The 18,473-nt window shown below is 70.9% G+C and carries 17 protein-coding genes; 6 read left to right on the top strand and 11 right to left on the bottom strand.

Annotated features, from left to right (window positions below; translation table 11 throughout):
* Positions 1–69: 69 nt before the first annotated feature.
* The 4 genes from ACO4JP_RS11090 to ACO4JP_RS11075 all read right to left on the bottom strand — a co-directional run bounded on the left by ACO4JP_RS11090 (position 70) and on the right by ACO4JP_RS11075 (position 7,522).
* Positions 70–4,152 (bottom strand): beta-galactosidase, encoded by a 4,083-nt coding sequence (locus ACO4JP_RS11090; protein ID WP_425953751.1) that lies wholly within the window; start codon positions 4,150–4,152, stop codon positions 70–72.
* Between the two features lie 274 nt (positions 4,153–4,426).
* On the bottom strand, positions 4,427–5,509 hold the full coding sequence (locus tag ACO4JP_RS11085; protein ID WP_425957092.1) for a DNA polymerase IV: 1,083 nt from the start codon (positions 5,507–5,509) through the stop codon (positions 4,427–4,429).
* A 136-nt stretch (positions 5,510–5,645) separates the two neighbouring features.
* A complete protein-coding gene (locus ACO4JP_RS11080; protein ID WP_425953750.1) occupies positions 5,646–6,488 on the bottom strand; it encodes an alpha/beta fold hydrolase in 843 nt (280 codons plus the stop codon).
* A 224-nt stretch (positions 6,489–6,712) separates the two neighbouring features.
* Positions 6,713–7,522 carry an LLM class flavin-dependent oxidoreductase gene (locus ACO4JP_RS11075; RefSeq protein ID WP_425953749.1) on the bottom strand — a complete coding sequence of 270 codons (810 nt, stop codon included), beginning with the start codon at positions 7,520–7,522 and terminating at the stop codon, positions 6,713–6,715.
* 234 nt (positions 7,523–7,756) lie between these two features.
* Here ACO4JP_RS11075 and ACO4JP_RS11070 point away from each other — a divergent pair, with 234 nt between their 5' ends.
* Positions 7,757–9,142 (top strand): acyltransferase family protein, encoded by a 1,386-nt coding sequence (locus tag ACO4JP_RS11070; RefSeq protein WP_425953748.1) that lies wholly within the window; start codon positions 7,757–7,759, stop codon positions 9,140–9,142.
* On the opposite strand, the gene ACO4JP_RS11065 is transcribed toward ACO4JP_RS11070, so the two are convergent.
* Positions 9,108–9,653 (bottom strand): hypothetical protein, encoded by a 546-nt coding sequence (locus ACO4JP_RS11065; protein ID WP_425953747.1) that lies wholly within the window; start codon positions 9,651–9,653, stop codon positions 9,108–9,110. The two genes, ACO4JP_RS11070 and ACO4JP_RS11065, sit on opposite strands and share 35 nt — an antisense overlap.
* 158 nt (positions 9,654–9,811) lie before the next feature.
* On the opposite strand from ACO4JP_RS11065, the gene ACO4JP_RS11060 reads away from it, so the two are divergent.
* Entirely contained in the window at positions 9,812–10,513 is a 702-nt protein-coding gene (locus ACO4JP_RS11060) for an alpha/beta fold hydrolase (RefSeq protein ID WP_425953746.1), read from the top strand.
* Positions 10,514–10,583: 70 nt separating this feature from the next.
* Here ACO4JP_RS11060 and ACO4JP_RS11055 read toward each other — a convergent pair whose 3' ends face one another.
* From ACO4JP_RS11055 to ACO4JP_RS11040, 4 genes are all read right to left on the bottom strand, one after another.
* Positions 10,584–10,976 carry a hypothetical protein gene (locus ACO4JP_RS11055; protein ID WP_425953745.1) on the bottom strand — a complete coding sequence of 131 codons (393 nt, stop codon included), beginning with the start codon at positions 10,974–10,976 and terminating at the stop codon, positions 10,584–10,586.
* Positions 10,973–11,287, bottom strand: a complete 315-nt coding sequence (locus tag ACO4JP_RS11050) for a hypothetical protein (protein ID WP_425953744.1) — start codon at positions 11,285–11,287, stop codon at positions 10,973–10,975. Before ACO4JP_RS11050 ends, ACO4JP_RS11055 begins: the two co-directional genes overlap by 4 nt.
* 90 nt (positions 11,288–11,377) lie before the next feature.
* On the bottom strand, positions 11,378–12,418 hold the full coding sequence (locus ACO4JP_RS11045) for a 1-acyl-sn-glycerol-3-phosphate acyltransferase (protein WP_425953743.1): 1,041 nt from the start codon (positions 12,416–12,418) through the stop codon (positions 11,378–11,380).
* Positions 12,415–13,239: a patatin-like phospholipase family protein gene (locus tag ACO4JP_RS11040; protein WP_425953742.1), complete on the bottom strand. Its 825-nt coding sequence runs from the start codon at positions 13,237–13,239 to the stop codon at positions 12,415–12,417. Before ACO4JP_RS11040 ends, ACO4JP_RS11045 begins: the two co-directional genes overlap by 4 nt.
* Before the next feature lie 98 nt (positions 13,240–13,337).
* Between ACO4JP_RS11040 and ACO4JP_RS11035 the strand changes: the two genes are divergently transcribed.
* The 3 genes from ACO4JP_RS11035 to ACO4JP_RS11025 all read left to right on the top strand — a co-directional run bounded on the left by ACO4JP_RS11035 (position 13,338) and on the right by ACO4JP_RS11025 (position 16,506).
* The gene (locus tag ACO4JP_RS11035) at positions 13,338–13,751 is read left to right on the top strand and encodes a VOC family protein (protein WP_425953741.1); all 414 of its coding nucleotides are present in this window, start codon (positions 13,338–13,340) and stop codon (positions 13,749–13,751) included.
* 12 nt (positions 13,752–13,763) lie between these two features.
* Complete coding sequence (locus ACO4JP_RS11030; RefSeq protein WP_425953740.1) at positions 13,764–14,552, top strand: hypothetical protein; 789 nt, start codon at positions 13,764–13,766, stop codon at positions 14,550–14,552.
* 205 nt (positions 14,553–14,757) lie between these two features.
* On the top strand, positions 14,758–16,506 hold the full coding sequence (locus tag ACO4JP_RS11025; protein WP_425953739.1) for a sialidase family protein: 1,749 nt from the start codon (positions 14,758–14,760) through the stop codon (positions 16,504–16,506).
* A 99-nt stretch (positions 16,507–16,605) separates the two neighbouring features.
* Here ACO4JP_RS11025 and ACO4JP_RS11020 read toward each other — a convergent pair whose 3' ends face one another.
* Entirely contained in the window at positions 16,606–16,899 is a 294-nt protein-coding gene (locus tag ACO4JP_RS11020; RefSeq protein ID WP_425953738.1) for an SHOCT domain-containing protein, read from the bottom strand.
* A 156-nt stretch (positions 16,900–17,055) separates the two neighbouring features.
* On the opposite strand from ACO4JP_RS11020, the gene ACO4JP_RS11015 reads away from it, so the two are divergent.
* Positions 17,056–17,805: a class I SAM-dependent methyltransferase gene (locus tag ACO4JP_RS11015; RefSeq protein ID WP_425953737.1), complete on the top strand. Its 750-nt coding sequence runs from the start codon at positions 17,056–17,058 to the stop codon at positions 17,803–17,805.
* Between the two features lie 73 nt (positions 17,806–17,878).
* Here ACO4JP_RS11015 and ACO4JP_RS11010 read toward each other — a convergent pair whose 3' ends face one another.
* Positions 17,879–18,322, bottom strand: a complete 444-nt coding sequence (locus ACO4JP_RS11010) for an Hsp20/alpha crystallin family protein (protein ID WP_425953736.1) — start codon at positions 18,320–18,322, stop codon at positions 17,879–17,881.
* Between the last annotated feature and the right edge of the window lie 151 nt (positions 18,323–18,473).

Genomic DNA, 18,473 nt, shown 5'->3' with positions numbered 1-18,473 from the left:
GTAGGAATCACCGGTGCGCGAGGCCTCCCCGCCGTGGCGGCGAGGAGGCCTGCGCGCATCGGATCCGGATCAGTTGCAGGTGAGCGTCGGAACCGCCCAGTCGCCGTGGTCGTTCCCGTTGCCGTCTCCGCCATCGCCGACGATGAGGTCGAGCACCTGGGCGCCGGCGACCGACGCCGACACGGAACTCGCCGCCTGCTTACCGCGGATGGTCGGCGTCGTCACGAGGGCGGTGCCGTCCGCCACCACGCTGAACGTGACGGTTCCTGCGCCATTGGTCTCGTCGTCCACCCCGACCTTCGCGGTGAAGGAGGTGCACTTCCCGCCGAGGTAGATGCGCACATCGCTGACCGAGTTCGTCCCGAGACCCTTGCCGAACGTCACGCCGTTGATCGTGATCGTCCGGCCGTCGCCCGCGGCGTTCTCGCCCACGCTCGTGTCACGCTCCACAGGACCCCAGCCGTTGCTCGCGTACATGAAGGTCAGATCGCTGACGGCATTCGTGCCCGCGGGCGGTGTCGGCGGGACGGTGTCGACGATCCGCTCGTCGCCCGAGCTCGTCGCATCGCCGCGCTGCACGTAGTCGACGGTTGTCTTCAGCGCGCTCGCTCTCGGCAGTGTTCCGCTCGGCGGCGTCACCTTCCACGTGAACGTGGCGGACTTGCCGGGCTTGACGGTGGAGACCGACGTGTCCGAGGTGGCGACGGCATTCCAGCCGGCGGGCACGACGAGCTTGCCGGTGACCGACGTGATGGTCGGCTGGTCGTCGGGCACCTTGACCGTTGTCGAGGCGGTGAACGACGTGCCTGCGGCGACGGTGTCGGGGGTGGACAGCTCCACCGCCGTTCCCCGAGCCTTCGGCATGGCGTACTTCTTGTGGTCGTAGCGCGGGCTGTCGACCATGCCGACCTTCAGCGACGAGGCGTAGCTGCCGTATTTCGTCAGCGACACGGTGCCGAGCCCGCCCGTCGATCCGTCGAGGTTCCACACCGCCAGATCGATCGTGTTGGCGCCGTTCGGGTTCAGGATGCCGTTCGGGATCGGGAAGCTGTGCTGGGGTCCCTTGTAGTTGACGTAGTTGCCCAGCATCCAGCCGTTGACGTAGATGATGGCCCGGTACTTGCGCGCCGGATCGTCGTTGATCGTGATGCCGACGGAGGTGTCCTGACCCTTCGGCAGGTCGAGTGCGACGTCGTCGCGGTACCAGGTGACCCCGGCGCGGCTGGAGCTCGTCGGCAGGCTGACGGGCGTCCAGTCGTCGTTCGGATAGCCTGGCAGGCTCCAGCCCGCGCGCTCGCCGTACAGCCCGCCGGTGGCCAGCGGCCCGCGCACCGGATCGATCTGGTCCTCGCCGCCGCGAACGCCCTGGATGCGCCAGGTCACGCTCGTGAGCGGATTTCCGTTGAGCGACGCCGTCGTGAGGCCGCGCGCGGTCTTGTTGCCGTTCGTCGAGCTGTAGTCCTCCTCATGGCCCATGTTCACCGTGAGCACCGAGAGCACGTTGTCGCCGCTCGTCTTCACCGTGCCGGCGGGGAACGTGAAGTCGCCCGTGCCGTTCGTCGAGCTGCCGAGGAAGGTGCCGTTGAGCCACACGGAGAAGGCCTGCGCCCCGCCGCCGGAGTCCGACACGAGGTGCACCCCGGTCTCCTGGCCCGAGGCGTGGAAGTGACCGCGGTACCAGGTGTTGCCGGTGTGGAACCCGTAGTCGTCCGCGTACAGCACGGGCGGGTTCGAGAGCGCCGTGATGCTGTTGGTCGCCATCTTGTCGGCAACCGTCCAGCTGGAGTCGTCGAACGTCGCGGCCGCCTCGGGCGACTCGTCCTTCGACGTCCAGCTGTCCAGGGCGGGCAGCGTCACGTCCGCCGCCGTCGGGATGGTGCCGGAGACGCTGCCGGTCGGCGTCGTCTGCGTCTGCACCTTCGAGCCGTTCCACGTGACGGCGTTCGCCGAGGTGAAGACCTCGATGCCGGCATCCGTTGCGTTGTCGCCGGTCAGCGCGAGCGTTCCGTCGTGGACGGATGCGGTGCGCAGCAGGTGGGTGCCCCGCACGAGCACCGGTCCGTCGTCCGTCTGCGCCTGCCAGAAGGTCTTCGCGGTCGCCTTGTCACCGATCAGCAGGAGCAGCGGACGCGATCCGGGCTCGGAGACGGTGACGCGCAGGAGACCGGTGTGCTCGTAGTTCAGCCGCAGGTCGCCGGTCGCCGCATCCCAGGTGGTGTCCACGGTTCCGCCCGTCGACGACACGGCGGGCTTCTCCTCGAAGTTCAGCACCGTCTCGCCGTCGCTGCCGGCGTTGCCGTACAGCACGGCCACGTCCCGATCGCCGATCGTCGCGTCCGTCATGATCTCCGACGTCGAGTACTGCAGCTGGGACTGACCGAGCCTGTAGTTCACCACGATGATGTGCGAGTCGCGTCCGGCCAGGGTGATGGCGGTTCCTGGCTGCTGCGGAACCATGGGGTAGGTCGCAGCGGTGGGCACGGTGGTGTCGATGGCGTCGACGGAGACGAAGTTGCCAGATGCGTTCGCCTCGTGCGTGCCGTCCACCACGATCTTCAGGGTGTGGTCGCCGTCGGCCAGCCCGCTCTTCTGGAACATGACGTGCTGGAACGTGGTGGACGCCCCGTACCCGCTGACCGTCGCCTGCTTCACGCCGTCGAGGTAGACGTCCGCATAGCCGTGGTTGTTCGCGAGCGGCGCGATCCAGCGGATGGCGGTCCCCGTGAACGGAACGGTGAGCGTGTCGCCCGCCACGTTCGAGAACGACTCGGTGTTCTTGTAGTCCCCGCCGGTGTAGCTCTGGTTGCTCACGTGCGACCAGGATCCCTGGTACTGCAGCGCAGCATCCGGATCGTCATGGGTGTAGCTCAGCACTCCCGCGTTGAGATCGATGCTCAGGTGGGTGGTGTCCACCGAGTTCGAGGTCGAGTCCGAGTGTCGGATGACGTGGAACTGCGTGCCGGTGGTCGGGTTGCCGCGCGCCGTGTCGACGATCGCCGGGTTGTCCGGCTTGGAGCCGACGATGGCGTCCGTCTTCGTCAGCGGCTCGACCGCCTGCGTGAAATACCCGATCAGCTTGTCCTCGTAGTACTTCGGATCCAGCTGCCGGTTCTCCCGGATCGCCGCCCCGTAGTCGTACGACGTGTAGTTCTCCGGCATGCCCAGCCAGCCCCAGTTCGTGCCGCCGTACGTCATGTAGAAGCTCTGCGCGGTGGCGCCGACGGCGATGTTGTTCTTGTAGAACACGTTGGCGAACTGGTCGTTGATGAGCTGAGCGCACTTGTCGTAGCCAGGCCCGCCCCACGGATCGAACGCACCGCCCTGGAACTCGGGCGTGTAGAGCGGTTTGCCAGCGGGGTGGTCGTAGCTGAGGTCGGGCACTCCCGACCACTTCGTCGGGTTCGAGCAGTTGAAGCCCTGCGGGTAGGCGTCCGGCCCGTCGACATCGAGGGCTGCGGCGCCGGAGTTGAAGGTGCCATTGTTGTTGCCCGTCAACGGCACGGTGATGCCGTCGTCTCGTGCCTTCTTCTCCAGCGCCTGCATGTACTCGCGGCCCGCGGCGGACCCGTTGTAGTACTCGTTCTCCACCTGGTAGGCGATCACCGACCCGGTGCCGTCGGTGTACTGGTGCCTGGCGAGAATGCTGTCGATCTGACCGAGCCATTCGTTCGCGTAGGTGAGGAACTTCGGGTCGGCGCTGCGGTTCTGCTCGTCCGCCGTGGTCAGCCAGCCGGGCAGGCCGCCGCTGTCGACCTCGGCGTTGATGTAAGGCGCGGGCCGCGCGATCACGTAGAGACCGGCCTCCTGAGCCATGTCGAGCAGCTTGTCCACGTCGCGCACGCCGCTGAAGTCGTACTCACCTTGCTTGGCCGAGTGGTAGTCCCAGTCGAAGTAGAGCGACACCGAGTTGAAGCCCGCTGCCTTCATCTTCTGGAATATGTCGAGCCACAGGTCGGGGCTGGGCAGGCGGAAGTAGTGGAACTCTCCCGACCACAGGTAGGTGCGCTTGCCGTCGATCGTGAACGAGTAGCCGTCGTAGGAGACCGTGTGAGACGGCGAAGCGGCTTCGCCAGCCACTCTCGCCGGCGCCGCCGCCTCCGCCGCCGGCACGAACGCGAGGCCCGAGCCGATCAGTGCCGCCGTGGCGAGCACGGCGCCGAGCAACCCGCGCCGATGGCGCCTCGGCCGTGTGCCGCCTCGGAGCGGTCTCCCCTCCTGCCTCGAGCGCGCCCTCTGCCGGGCGTACACCGCTGATTCCGAAACGCTCCACGCCGCATGAGTCCGCACCACTGATCCACCGCCAGCTTCTTCTTTGAAATGGGTGTGTGATAGCCGTTCCGCAGGTGAGGCTAGGTGTGGCCGAGGTTGGGCGCAATCGCGGCTTTCTGCAGTTGATGGTGTCGCGCTGGTCTGACCTTGTCGGGCGCTAGACCGGTCCCCGGACCGGCGTGCGCTCGCGGGCGTCGCCGTCGCCGGGCATCACCATCTCGGCCCGCACACCGAGCAGCCGCACTTCCCGGCCCTGGTCCAGGCCGGACGCAAGTTCGAGGACGGCGGCGGTCACTTCCTCGAGCGAGCGGGTCGGCGCCCCCAGCTTCTTCGACCGACTCTGGGTGAAGAACGGTGCGTAGCGCACCTTTACGGTGATGCGCACGATGGGCCGGTCCTCCGCCACGGTGTCGGCGTGCACCTGGGCGACGAGCTCCCGCAGCGCTGCCTCCACCTGCGCCGGCGTGCCGAGGTTCTGCTGGTAGGTGGTCTCGCGGCTGTGCCCGCGCGCCACCCACGGCGTGTCGTCGACGACGACGGAGCCTCGGCCGTGACTGAGATCGCAGTACCAGGTGCCCATGCGGGGCCCGAACTCTGAGACCAGGCTGCCGACGTCGGCCGCGGCGAGCTGCTCGACCGTGTTGATGCCGAGCCCGGCGAGGCGCCTGGAGATCTTCGACCCGATGCCCCACAGGTCGATCGGGGGTCGCGGGCCCATGACGTCGAACCAGTTGTCAGCGGTGAGGCGGTAGACGCCGGCAGGCTTTCCGAACCCGGTGGCAACCTTGGCGCGGATCTTGTTGTCCCCGACGCCGACCGAGGAGTGCAGCCCGGTCGCGTCGAGCACCGCCTGCTGCACCCGACGGGCAACCGCCTCCGGGTCTTCGGCATCGGTGCCGATGAATGCTTCGTCCCAACCGAGCACCTCCACCACCATGCCGAGGCTGCGCAGGGCCTCCATCACGTGCTCGGACGCCTCGATGTAGGCGTCGTGGTCCACGGGGAGGAAGACGGCGTCGGGCACCTTGCGCGCGGCGATGCGCAACGCCATGCCGGACCCGACCCCGAACTTGCGAGCCTCGTACGAGGCGGTCGAGACCACTGCGCGCTCGGTCGGGTCCCCGCGGCCGCCGACGATGACGGGCCTGCCCGCGAGCTCGGGACGTCGCAGGATCTCGACCGCGGCCAGGAACTGGTCGAGGTCGACGTGCAGCACCCAGCGGAAGGCGTGCCCGGCCATGTCACGAGTGTCGCGCGAACCGCCGGACGAGCACGAGGTGGACCCGCCGAGTTGCCTCTGAGACGCGGGCAGCAGGATCTGCATGTTCGCAGGTCCTGCTGCCTGCGGACCAGGCGGACTCCGCCTGTCCCGACCGTCAGCTGGTCGCTCGGGCGGCCTGCTCGATCACTGCCGAGACCTGCGGGGCGGCCGTGATCATGCTCAGGTGACCTGCCTTGACGCGGGTGATCGTCGAGCCGGCGCGCTCGGCCATGAACTGCTGAGCAGCGGGCGTGATGATGGCGTCCTCCGTACCCAGGACGTACCACGACGGGATGGTCGCCCAGGCAGGCGTCCCCGAGGGGGCGAACCCGGCGCTGAGCGTGAGCGGGCGCTGGTTCGCGTACAGCAGCTCGGCCTGCGGGCGCGGCACCCCGGTCGCGAACGAGTCCAGGAACGTCGAGTGCTTCAGGTACAGGTCGACGTCACCGTCGGGCGCGCCGGGGTAGGGCACGAAGTCGAAGACCGTGGCCGGGTCGACGTTCAGCGCCGAGTCTGCGCCGGCCAGCGGGAACACGGACTCGCCCTCCTTCGGTGCGAAGGCGTCGACGTAGACCAGAGCCTTGACGTTCGGGTTCCCGGTCGCGGCGTTGGTGATCACTGCGCCGCCGTAGGAGTGGCCGACCAGGATGATCGGTCCGGACAGCGTGGAGAGGAAGTCCCGGATCGTCGCGGCGTCGTTCGACAGGCCGCGGAGCGGGTTCGGCGGGTTGCGCACGGTGTATCCGTGGTTGACCAGCCGGCGGGTGACGCCGTCCCAGCCGGAGGCGTCGGCCCACGCGCCGTGGACCATCACCACGGTGGGCTTGGTGTCGGCGTTGCCGTTCCCGGTGTTCTGCTGTGTTGCCGAGGCCGGTGCTGCGGCGGCGGCGACCGTGAGGAGCCCCGCAACCGCGAACGTCCACAACCGGCGGCCTCGCGTCGTGCGTCTGCTGTTCAAGAGACATATCCCTTCGTCGAACGGCCCCCGAGGCGGGGGACCGGAGCTGCGTGCGGGAAACGAGCGGGCTCGGCCAGGAACGGCGCCCGGTGCGGATTCTGGGCGTCGCGCCGATCCCGATCTGATGATCGACGCCGAAAACGATCTCCGCCAGGGTGTGGAGGGCCCGGGTGGGTGAACTTTGGCCGCGGACGGCATCCTGCGGCACCGTACGGCCGGCCGGCCTACCGCCCAGCGAGCTCGGCCACGACCGGAGCGAGCAGGTCGGCGAAGTCGGCCCCGAAGACGACGTACGAGAAGCCGGCCTCCTCGCGTCGCCGCTGGATCTCCTCGGCGGCCGCCGCCGGGTCGGCAGGCAGGATCGCGAGCGAGTCCGCCTCGCGAAGCGCCGCCGGATCGGTCTCCTCCACGGACGCCATGAACGGCGCGATCGCATCGCCGACAACCGACACGTGCAGCGCGAGCTCGACGTCCCGGGTGGAGCGGAGCTCGGCCGCGAGCCGCTCGACCTCGGCACGCGAGTCGTCGGACCTCGACACGAAGGTGACGGTGTCTGCGACCTCGGCGGCGAGCGCCCGAGCCTTCGCCCCGCGGACGGCCATGACGACGGGCGTGCACAGCCCGGGACCGTCGAGCTCCCGCAGGATGGCGACGGCGTCGCGCACCTGGGCCAGCCGCTCTCCGGGCGGGAGCACCGGCAGGCCCAGCTCGCGGACGTCGTCCTCGATCCCGGGCCTCCCGGTCCCGATGCCCATCTCGAAGCGCCCCTCGGTGAGCACCGACAGCGAGTGCGCTTCCCACGCCAGGCTCCGGGCCGGGCGCAAGGGGGAGGCGTACACCCACGTGCCCACGCGCATGTCGGTGAGCGACGCCGCGACGGCCAGCGCGGGGCCGGGCGCCGGTTGCCACCGCGGGACGTCGGGCATCAGCAGCGTCGAGTAGCCGTGGTCGGCGATGCGGCGCACGTGGTCCCGCCAGCTCGGCAGGTCCTGGGTGAGCGGGGCGACGACTCCGAACCGGAACGGTCTCGGCATGCGGGTGTGGACCCAGCCGTCACGCGAGACTCATCGGCCGACGCCGCGGGTGTCCGGATCTGCGTGCCTTGGCGGCCGACGTCCGTGCAGGCACGCAGAACGGTTGTGCGGTACCCGCAGGCGGCCGGGGTGCGGAGAGGCCGCGCAGGTCACGCTCGTCCCGCGCGAGATTCAGGCGCTGCCCGGCGGCGGCACCACCCGTCGTCCACGACATACGCTGACACGGAGGCAACCATGCCCACCATGCCAACGATCGCCCAGCTCGCCGTCGGCACGCCGTCCACGCGTCGACGCCACGTCGACCTGCTGCGCGCCGCCGCGATCACCGCGGTCGTCGTCGGCCACTGGCTGGTCATGACGGTCGTCCGCACGCCCGACGGGCGGCTGACCGGGTTCACCGCGCTACCGCACCTGACCGCGCTGCACCCGCTGACGTGGGTGTTCCAGGTCATGCCGCTGTTCTTCCTGGTCGGCGGAGTGTCCAACGCGATCTCCTGGACGCGGCACCGGGACCGCGGCGGCGACGCCGCCGGGTGGCTGCTGGGCCGCACCTCCCGCCTGTTCCCGCCGGTCACGGCCCTGCTGCTCACCACGGCGGCCGGCGCGCTCGTGGCCCGGTGGGCCGGGGTGCCGACGGCGTTCGTCACCCAGGCCGTCGATCTCGTGGTGCTTCCGCTGTGGTTCCTGGTGGTCTACCTCGGCGTCATCGCCTTGACGCCCGCGATGCACGCACTGCACCGCCGGTACGGGCTCGCGGTGCCGGCGCTCATGCTCGTCGGCGTGGTGGTCGGCGACGTGCTGCGCCTGACGACGGGCGTCGAGCTGACGGCGGCAGGCAACTTCGCGTTCGCGTGGCTCGCGATCCACCAGCTCGGCTTCGCCTGGCAGGACGGGTCCCTGCGCCTCACCCGCCGGCGAGCGGCGGCGCTCCTCGGCGGCGCCCTCGCCGGCCTCGTGCTCCTCACCGTCCTCGGGCCGTACCCGGTGAGCATGGTGTCGGTGCCGGGTGCAGCGATCCAGAACCCCTCGCCGCCGTCGCTGGCGCTCGTAACACTGGCCGCCGCGCAGGTCGGCCTCGCGGTCCTGGTTGCCGGCCCTGCGGACCGCTGGCTCGCCCGACGGCGGCCGTGGTCCGCCGTGATCGGCATCAACTCCGTGGTGCTCACCGTGTACCTGTGGCACATGGTGGCCGCGTTCGCCGGCGCCGTGGTGCTCGACGCCGTCGGGCTGCTGCCTTCGGCCGACGTGCACTCCGCCGCCTGGTGGTGGGGCCGTGTGCCGTGGATCGCCACGCTCGCCGTCGTCCTGGTCGCGTTCGTGGCGCTGTTCGGGCGGATCGAGACGCGCGCGATGGCACGCAAGGTGGCGGCGGCCGCGCCGAGTGGAGCGACCGCGGTCAAGGCGGTCCGTGCACGGCACGCCCTCGTGTTCGTCGTCGGCGCCTACCTCGCCGCGATCGGGGGCTTGCTCTGGCTCGCGTCGTCCGGGCCCGGTCCGCATGGCCCGTTCGTGGTGCCGACGGGCGCCCTGGCGCTCGTGCTCGGGGCGGCGGCCGTGATCCGGGTGGTCGATCGTCGGGGGCCCCTCAGCCGCACGCTCCCGTGCCGGGTGCGTCGATGACGAACGTGATCCCGTCCTGGAAGCTCTGCTGACCCGATGCGTCTACCACCGCGACCTCCAGCTGGTGGCTGCCCATGCTCAGGTCGGTCGGCGCCATGATCCGGCCCTGCTGGAAGTAGTAGGCCGCCTGAAGCCCGAACTGCTCGGGGTTCAGAAAGCGCTTGATCGCGGTGCGAGTCGTCGGGAGCGCTGCGCCGTCAAGGGTGAAGCCGACCTCCAGCCCGTCCATGATGCGCACCGCGTCGTCGTGCTGGAACGAGGCGTCGCCGCCCTCGATGTCGGCCATCACGATCACGTGCCAGTCCTCGGCGCAGAAGTGCGCGCCGTCCCACGGCGACCCGGCGAACGGCCGGATCGACCCGTGACTGCCGACGAAGTCCGCCGGGGCACCCTCGCCCGTCTTGCTGTGGAGCAGGACTGCCCGACCTCCTCCGCCGAAGGCGTGCAGCACCGCCTCGACCTCGCCCCGGGAGATCCGGCGCGATCCGGAACTTGTCTTCATGGAACTCACCCCCGTGCCGATGGGCTGGCCTGCGCGGAGGAGCAAGTCCTGCTGATCCCGCGGACGCCCACGGCATACTGAGCGACGGGTTCCGGGTTTGATACACCGCCGTCACGGCAAGCCGGCCAAGATGGTGGTCGAATGAGGCCATGCGCGGTGGATCCTTGATGGCCGGGGCGCTCTGGGCAGCGCAGACCGGCACGGGCCCGCCGCTGGTGCTGCTGCACGGCAACGGCACGTCGCATCACGACTTCGACCGCATGGTGCCGCTGCTCGCGCCGCGACACCGGCTGGTGGGGCTGGACTCCCGTGCCCACGGCGCCTCGCCCCGCGGGGACGGCGAGCTGACGTTCGCGCGGATGGCCGACGACGTCGACGCCGCGCTGGAGGCGCTCGGCCTCACGGGGGTGGACCTGCTGGGCTTCTCCGACGGCGGGAACATCGCGCTCGAGCTGGCCCTGCGGCACCCGGGGAGGGTCCGTTCGCTCACGCTCGTCGGGGCGGTGCTGTTCCCGGCGGGCGCCCACGCGTGGGCCTTGCTGGCGGCGTCGCTGCTGTACCGGGTCGTGGTCGTGCTCGGCCGGTGGCTCCCGTCCGCGAAGGCCCTCGCCGAGCGCCTCGACCTGCTGGTGCACCAGCCCGACATCGACCCGCGAGACCTGGCCCGGATCGACGTACCGGCCCTCGTCGTCGCCGGCGAGCGCGACGTCGTCCGGCACGAGCACACGCGGCTGATCGCCGACAGCCTGCCGGCCGGCCGCATCACCATCGTGCCCGCCGCGGGACACCTGCTGCCACGGACGCACCCAGAGCGGCTCGCGGAGCTGGTCGAGGAGCACCTGCGCGGCCACGCCGGGCGCGACGCGTGACCGCATGGTGCGACCCGACGTTCGCCATGGTGAACGTCGCCTAACCCCTACCTCACGAGCCTGCTCGCGGTCAGCCCTCCGGGATCGTCGGGATCGTCGTCGGGGTCGGTGCGGGCGTCTTCGTGTCGCCGCCGGAGCGCGGAACGAGACCCTGGGGGCCGTCGCTTCCGCGATCCGGCCGGTGGGGTCCGTCGAACCCGCGCCAGCCGGGCCCGCCCCCACCGGGCCACGGCTGGACGCGTGCGGGGCCGCCGTCGAGAACGCCCAGCCTCGCGTGGCCGGCGACGAGAGCCGCCGCGCCGATCGAGGCGAGGAGCAGGAGGCCGGCAACGACGATCCCGGCGATCAGCAGCGGGATCTTCGGGTCCCGGCGTCCGACGGGCGGCGCCCACGCCGGGGCCGGCCGGCCCGCGGGGCTCGGGGGGATCGGCTGCGGCGGCACGTATCCCTGGGGTGCGGTCATCGGATATCACCCCTCGGGGCGACCACCGTCGTCGTCGGCGTGCTGAAGCCCGCCGTGCTCGGTGTCCGCATGAGCGCCGCGACCGAGCGCTCGTACGTCTCGACGTCGACGTCGCCGTGCGCGAGCCGACGCTGGAGCGTGGCCAGCGGCGTCTCGCCCGGGGACGCGCCGTACGTCGGCTGGGCCGCGTCGGCCGCCCGCCTCTCCCGCAGCGCCTTCGCCAGGGCGATCGACATCCACACGATCGCCCCGACGAGCACCAGCCAGAACACGCAGAGGACGGGGGCGATCAGCCACCACGTCATCCCCATGTCGACCTCCTTACGTCGTTCCCCACCACGGTCTCTCGACGATAAGGACCGAACCTGGAAAACCCGTGGGAGTGTGCGTCCGAGGTCGTCTCAGAGCGGGCCAGCAGCGACGTCCTGGTCGGAGATCCACCGGTCGACCCGCTGCCACCAGTCGAACAGCCAGGCCTCCTGCTGCTCGAAGGCGTCGGGGACCTGCGCCGGCTCGACCGCCCAGCCCTTCATGACGATCCGCTTGTCGATCGGCAGCTCGCGCCAGATGTCACGGACGGTCACGAGCCGGTCAAGACCCGTGTGCGCGACGAACACCACGCCTGCTCGCGGTGCCTCGGCGGTGGCCGCGAGGATGCCGCCGGCGTGCGGCGCCATGACGTTGCGCATCTGCTCGGCCGTCTCGGCCAGGTGGTGCCGGCCTGCGCGGCGCAGCGCAGCGATGCGATCCCTGCGCCGACGCGGCGTGAAGTTGCTGCCCTCGGGAAAGATCACGAGCGCCGACCGAGGGCCGAGGTCTCGCGCGAGCCTGCCCACCGCTCCCGACAGCCCCGGCGCCCCGGCGTCCCGGCTCCCGCGCGGCGTGACGAACTGGGACGGCAACCGGTTGAGCATCACGTCGATGACGGGGTCCCACTGCAGCGTGTCCTTGAGGACGATGCGCGGGGTGCGCCCGTAAGAGTTGAGCAGCGTGTGCACGAGGATGAACGAGTCACCGGGGCCGGCGTGTCGCGCCGCGACGATGACCGGCCCCGCCGCGAACCTGCGGGCGACGTCCGTGTCGTCCACGTCGATCTGCAGCCGAAGGGTCCACCGCACCTGCCAGAACAGGACCCGCAGTGCGTGGCGCTCGAGCGCGTAGTGCCTCCGCTCGGATGCCGGGCTGCGGACCGCCCAGCCGAACCCGGACGCGATCCACAGCACGAAGGCGGCGACCAGCACCGCCGCTTCCCACAGGATGTAGAAGCTTGCGAGCCACAGCACACGGGGCGTGCGGAACCGGCCGGGCGTCACCCAGGTCAGCACGCCCGCCAGCAGGAGCACGAGCAACAGGTCGGTCGGCAGGAGCACGACGGCGAGCAGCACCACCGCCGGCGCGAGGACGAGTCGTCGCAGCCAGCGCGGGGGCAGCCGCCACGTCACGACGCGAGCCCTTCCAGGTAGGCGATGGCGGCGGTATGCGCCGCCTCGATGCGGCGGCGGGTCGCGCCCATGCGCCGGTACGCGCCGAGCTTGTCGTCGCCCGGTTGGCTGCCCCCGCTGGGCAGGACGTGGACGGTGACGCCGTCGGGGATGCTGGCGACCTCGCGCGTGAACCGATGGCGCCGCGCAATCTCGAAGCTCATGCGGGCCACGTCCGTGATGCCGCTCGGTGCGACCAGCGGCTCCTCGATCCTGCCCACCTGCAGCACGTAGATCTCCGTCGCTCCGCGCCGCACCGCCTCACCCAGCGGGATGGAGTTGACGATGCCGCCGTCGACGAAGTGCTCCGTACCGATCTCCGCCGGCGGCAGGATCCCTGGCACGGACGCCGACGCCAGCACGGCGTCCACCACGCGGCCGGCGTCGAACCACCGCTCGCCGGCGGTCTCGATGCACGCCGCGGTGACCGCGAGAGGGATCTCGAGCTGGTCGAACGTCGTGTCCGCACCGATCATCTGCTCGATCAGGGCGCGCAACGGTCCCGGGTCCTGCAGGTGGGTGTGCGACGTCGCGAGCCGCCTCAGCTGCCTGGCCCACGAGTCGCCGTACACCCCCGAGGCGGCCGGGGACATCCACGCCTCGACGAGCCTGTCGACGACGGCGGGCGTGGGGTCGCGCGCGACCGCGGCGCCGTTGATGGCCCCGATCGACGTCCCGATGACCGTCTGCGGTCGGATGCCCGCCTCGAACAGCGCCTGCAGCATGCCGACCTGGACCGCGCCGCGCACCCCGCCGCCGCCCAGGACAATTCCGACGCTCACGCTGGCATCGTGACACACCGCCCGCCCTTGCGCGCCGGCCCGGCCCGTCGTGGCGTGGACCCGAGATTTCGCCCGGTCGCGGTCCGCGGTCGCGGCGTATGGTCCTGATGGAGGTGGTTTCCATGCTCGGAGAACACGCGGTCCACGCCACGATCGCCACCGCCGACATAGGGCGGGCCCGAGCCTTCTACGAAGGCACTCTGGGACTGGCCGTGGAGACGGAGGATGCGGCCGGCGGCATCCTCTACCGGTCAGGATCGTCACGGCTGTATCTCTACCCGAGCGCGTACGCGGGACACGCTCAGCACACCTTGGCCTCGTGGGTGGTCGACGACCTCGACTCCATCGTGGCCGAGCTGGCCGGAAAGGGCGTCTCGTTCGAGGTGTACGACCTGCCCGACCTGAAGACCGACGAGCGAGGCATCGCCGAGCTCGGGACGGAGAAGGCCGCCTGGTTCAAGGACCCGGACGGCAACATCCTCAGCGTCAGTGAGGAAGTCACGGGAGGCTGAGCCGACCCGCCTGTGACGCCGCACCGCACCGCGCCCGTGATCGCGGTCTTCGGGAGCGACGTGGAGCGGACCGTTGCGCCGGCCAGGGCGGCAGGGGAGGCTGTCGCCCGGTCCGGCGCCGTTCTCCTTACCGGGGGCGGCCGGCGTCCCGCCGAGCGATCCGTCAAAGAGCAGGCGATGAACGGCGCCCGGGACGCCGAGGCGGCGGGGGAGCGCGCTGCCCGGGTGGGGGTTCTCGGCGCCGCGTCGCGCGAGGTCCGCATCGAGGTTGCCGGATCGCAGGTCATCCTCGAGCCCGGGCTCAGCCACGCGCGCAACTACGTCAACGCCGCGATGTGCGACGTCGCGATCGCGTTCCACGGCGGTCGTGGCACCGACAGCGAGGTGGTCTTCGCCCTCGCGCTCGGACGACCAGTCGTGCTTGCCGGGGCGGAATGGGACCACGCGTTCCCGCCGGGCGAGGACCGCGCCGGGCGCCTGGCCCTTGTCGCGTCGGCGAGGAGTCTGGTGCCGGGCGACCAGGACACCTCGATCGACGACCACATGCGCCGGGCGTACGACGAGCTGCTCGCGGCCCGTCTGCGGGTCGAACGACTCGGGCTCGACGAGCCGCCCGCGCGGATCGTGGCTTGTGCCAGGCGGCTGGTCGAGGAGGCCGGCCTGCAGGGCGATCTTCCCGCGCTCGCCGACCGTCCCGACGTCGGCCTGCTTGCGGAGCGCTATCGCGACTGGCTGGGCGGCCTCGAGCTGCCGGCCGGGTGTCCGGATAGCCGAAGTGCGAGTTCTCCGCGAGTTACCTAGGTTGCACATGGTCCGTGTCGCGGGGCCATCGGTGACCCCACCGTCCGCGGACCCACGACACCGGACCGGTGCCGCGCCGACTCACTAACGAGGAAGCGTCATGGCCCAAGCGAAACAACCCCATCGCGTCCGCGGAGGCATCGCACTCCTGAGTGCCGCTGCAGCGGCACTCACCCTCACGGTCGCAGCATCCGCGGATGCCGCGGTGGGCGCAGACCGCCCGATCTCGACCGACAGCCCCTACGTCAAGGCCAACGGCCGCCCGGCTCCGGCCGGTGACGCCATCACCGCGTGCGGGACCAACCGTCGCCAGCAGAACGAACCGACCGCGGCGGTCAACCCGACGAGCCCCGCGATCGTCACGTCGGGCTCCAACGACTACTGCACCGTGGAGATCGCCGGCGGCACCTGGGCAGGCTTCTACCGGTCGACGAACGACGGTGCCACGTGGACCGACTCGCTCCTCCCCGGGTACCCCACTGACACCTCGCCCGAGGGTCTCGCCAGCCCGTTGCACCAGCGCGGCATCACCAACGCCGGTGACCCCGTGCAGGCCTGGGATCGCGACGGACGGCTCTTTTACATGGGCAACGCCTTCAACCGCGTCGCCCCGCAGAACGGGAGCGTGTGGGTAGCCACGTACGACCAGAACGCGGCTCACTACGTCCGCACCGTGGTCGTGGGCAAGGGCGCGCCCGCGCTGCGCGGCAAGTTCAACGACAAGACGTCGATCGAGGTCGACCGCGGGCTCGCCAGCCCGTACGCCGGCAACGTGTACGTGGCCTGGAGCGTCTTCCAGGGCAACGGGAACAACGAGATCCGCTTCGCCCGCTCCACCGACCACGGCGCGACCTTCAGCAACCCGATGAAGATCTCGGAGGGCTCGCTGGACAACCAGTTCGCGGACATCGCGGTGACCCGTGACGGCACCGTCTACGTCGCCTGGAGCGGTACCGTGGGGAGCCGTGCCAACGGTCAGGACGCGATGATGTGGGTCCGTTCGGACGACGGCGGCCGCACCTTCAGCAAGCCGGCGCCCGCGACGACCTTCGACGGCTTCGACGCCGCCGACACGGTCGGCAACCCGGCCGCGGCCGAGCAGGCCCGCGAGCAGGCCTTCGAGAACGCCGACGGCCCCGAGCCCGAGAACGAGGTCACCTCGGCGGGCAACGCCCGTGACTGCGGCTCCGGTCCGTTCGCGTGCGAGAGCGGGTTCGTGTTCTTCCGGCACGACAGCCAGCCGAGGATCACCGCCGACCCCGCCGACCCGACCAACACCGTCTCCATGGTGTACGACGCCACGGACCCCGCGACCGAGGTCGCGTCGACGTCGACGTACAACACCGCACCGGTGGCACCGGACGGGACGCTGATGGTCGGGCAGGGCGCCGTCTATCTCACCCAGAAGGTGGGCGACGGCGCGTGGGCCGCGCCGAGGAAGCTGGCCCCGACGCCGGTCGGGCACCAGCTCTTCCCGGACATCAACGCCGACGGTGGCTACCTCTTCGCGCTCTGGCACGACAGCCGCAACGACATGGGCTACAGCGTGCAGAACCCGCCGGGGGACCAGACCGCGAAGGACGCGGCGGGGTTCCACCTGCCGAGCGTCGGCCTCGACACCTACGGCGCATCCTCGGCCGACGGCGGCGCCACGTGGTCGGTCGTCCGGCTCTCGTCGGTGTCACAGATGCCGAACTACGAGATGTTCGGGGACCGACGCGTGCCGTTCCACGGCGACTACAACTACGTGTCGAGCGTGGGCAACCTCGCGTTCGGCGCGTGGACCGACACCCGGCAGGTGCTGGGCGGTGACGACCCGAGGTACGTCGGCGGCGAAGGCTTCGACGTGCACCAGTGCCGCACGGCCAACCCTGACGGCACCTTCGGCGCGGACACGTGCCCCAACGCCGGCGGACTCGACCAGGACGTCTTCGGCGTCCTGTTCAGCCACTGACCGGCTCCCCACGACTCGGCCCTGGCGGTGCGTTCACGCCCCGCCAGGGCCGAGGTCTGGTCCGGCCTGGGCCGGGTTCTCACGGGGGAGCGGAGGGCGTCATCGCCCGCCGCTCGACGCGAGGAGTGCGGCCCGGGTCTGCTGGTAGGTCACCAGGTCGATCTCGCCGCTCGCGAGCCGCTGGTCGAGCACCTCGAGGGGCGTCGGCCCAGGCGGGGCTCCCGGGACGGACCGGCCCGCGTCCCAGGGTCCCGAGGGCGGCGGCGTCGGTGCCTGCCGTCCGAGCTTGCCGATGACGACCGCCAGCCATGCGATCGCGCCGATGAGAAGCAGCCAGAAGATGCTCATCACCGCCCACATGGCGGCGGCCATCCCGCCGTCGTACCACGTCATCACCATGACCTCCCTCGCTCCGTACCGGCTGGCTGCCGATTGCGTGCTCTCAGCGTGCACCACCCGGCCGAGGCTCACCGGGTCGAAGCGATCGAGCCGGGACGAGCGACGACGTGCCCCGTTGCCCTCGACGCAGTCTCGTCCGAGACTTTGCGCGTGCGACGAGCGTTGAGCTTCGGGTCGGGGGCCGAGGCGTACGAGCGGTTCCGGCCCGGCTACCCGGACCGCCTTGTCGGGCTCGTCGTCGGCGACGCTCCGGTGGAGCGCGCCCTCGAGATCGGCGCCGGCACCGGGAAGGCCACCAGGGTCTTCGCCCGGCACGGCATCGCGGTCACCGCGACCGAGCCCGACGGGAACATGCTCACGGTCCTCGTCCGAGAGTGCGGCGGGCTCCCCGTGACGCCGGTGCGGGCGAGCCTGGAGACCGTCGCGCTCGACGAGACCTACGACCTGGTCTACGCCGCCGCAGCCCTGCACTGGACGGAGAGCCTGACGCGATGGGACCGGATCGCGGCGCTGCTGGGACCCGGCGGGATCGTGGCATCGATCGGGGGCGGGCTGGAGCTCGCCGACCCCGAGCTCGCCGACGTCGAGCACGCGATCCTCGCCTCGCACCTGCCCGAGGGGTGGCACGTCCCCGCGCCCACCGCCCGCGCGCACGGACTCGACTGGCCCGGGAACGAGCTGGCCACCGACGCTCGCTTCCACAACGTCCGGCAGCAGCACCTGCCGAAAACCGTGCCGTACCTCCGTGCGGACTACCTCGGCCTGCTCGGCACGGTCTCCGCGATCCGCGTCCTGGACGCAGCCGACCGCGCCGCGCTCCTCGAACGGCTCGACGCCGCGCTCCCCGAGACGGTCGCGCTGCGGGCCGACCTGACGATCCATACGGCCCTCCGCCGATGAGCGAGGTCGTGGGCGGAGAGCGAGAGTGCGAGCCCGGCCCCGCCCCTCGTCCGGGGCGGGGCCGGGCCCTCGGTCACGCCTGCTCGATCGTCTCCCTGGTCCCGATCTGCGCCTTGGACGCGGCCTGCGACACCTCGATGCGACGTGGCTTCGCCTCTTCGGCCACCGGGATCGTCAGCGAGAGCACGCCGTCGGCGTACGACGCCTCGATGCGGTCGAGGGCAAGACCGCGGCCCAGCGTGAGCTGGCGGGCGAACGTGCCCGTCGGGCGCTCGCGGAGCAGCCACTGGCCGTCGCCCGACCGTGCCGTGCGCTCGGCCCGCACGGTCAGTGTGCGGTCTTCTACGGAGACGTCGATCGTGCCCGGGTCGACCCCCGGCAGGTCGATCGCCAGCACGTAGTGCTCGCCCTCGCGGAAGAGGTCCATCGGCATGCCCGGGACTGCGCTCCGGGTGCCCATCGTCAGCGTCCCGAACAAGCGGTCCATCTCCTCGAACGGGTCCCAACGGGTAGCCATCGCGCTCACCTCCTCGATGCGGGCCCCGGGCGATCCGGGACCCGCGACCGTGGCGTCGGCGGTCCTTCCGCCGTCGCCGGCTACAGATCCATAGTTAGCACTCTCGACGCGCGAGTGCCAGTGTCAGTGCGTGCGATCGCCGAAGGCGAAC

It is taken from the genome of Xylanimonas sp. McL0601 (assembly GCF_049852175.1).
Taxonomy (GTDB): domain Bacteria; phylum Actinomycetota; class Actinomycetes; order Actinomycetales; family Cellulomonadaceae; genus Xylanimonas.
This window is presented reverse-complemented; position numbering and strand designations above follow the sequence as displayed.

Bases quoted from the DNA above. Each gene is read 5' to 3' on its own strand.
- ACO4JP_RS11085 (WP_425957092.1), bottom strand. From the start codon at position 5,509: ATGGCCGGGCACGCCTTCCGCTGGGTGCTGCACGTCGACCTCGACCAG.
- ACO4JP_RS11075 (WP_425953749.1), bottom strand. From the start codon at position 7,522: ATGCCGAGACCGTTCCGGTTCGGAGTCGTCGCCCCGCTCACCCAGGAC.
- ACO4JP_RS11070 (WP_425953748.1), top strand. From the start codon at position 7,757: ATGCCCACCATGCCAACGATCGCCCAGCTCGCCGTCGGCACGCCGTCC.
- ACO4JP_RS11060 (WP_425953746.1), top strand. From the start codon at position 9,812: ATGGCCGGGGCGCTCTGGGCAGCGCAGACCGGCACGGGCCCGCCGCTG.
- ACO4JP_RS11055 (WP_425953745.1), bottom strand. From the start codon at position 10,976: ATGACCGCACCCCAGGGATACGTGCCGCCGCAGCCGATCCCCCCGAGC.
- ACO4JP_RS11050 (WP_425953744.1), bottom strand. From the start codon at position 11,287: ATGGGGATGACGTGGTGGCTGATCGCCCCCGTCCTCTGCGTGTTCTGG.
- ACO4JP_RS11035 (WP_425953741.1), top strand. From the start codon at position 13,338: ATGGTCCTGATGGAGGTGGTTTCCATGCTCGGAGAACACGCGGTCCAC.
- ACO4JP_RS11020 (WP_425953738.1), bottom strand. From the start codon at position 16,899: ATGACGTGGTACGACGGCGGGATGGCCGCCGCCATGTGGGCGGTGATG.
- ACO4JP_RS11010 (WP_425953736.1), bottom strand. From the start codon at position 18,322: ATGGCTACCCGTTGGGACCCGTTCGAGGAGATGGACCGCTTGTTCGGG.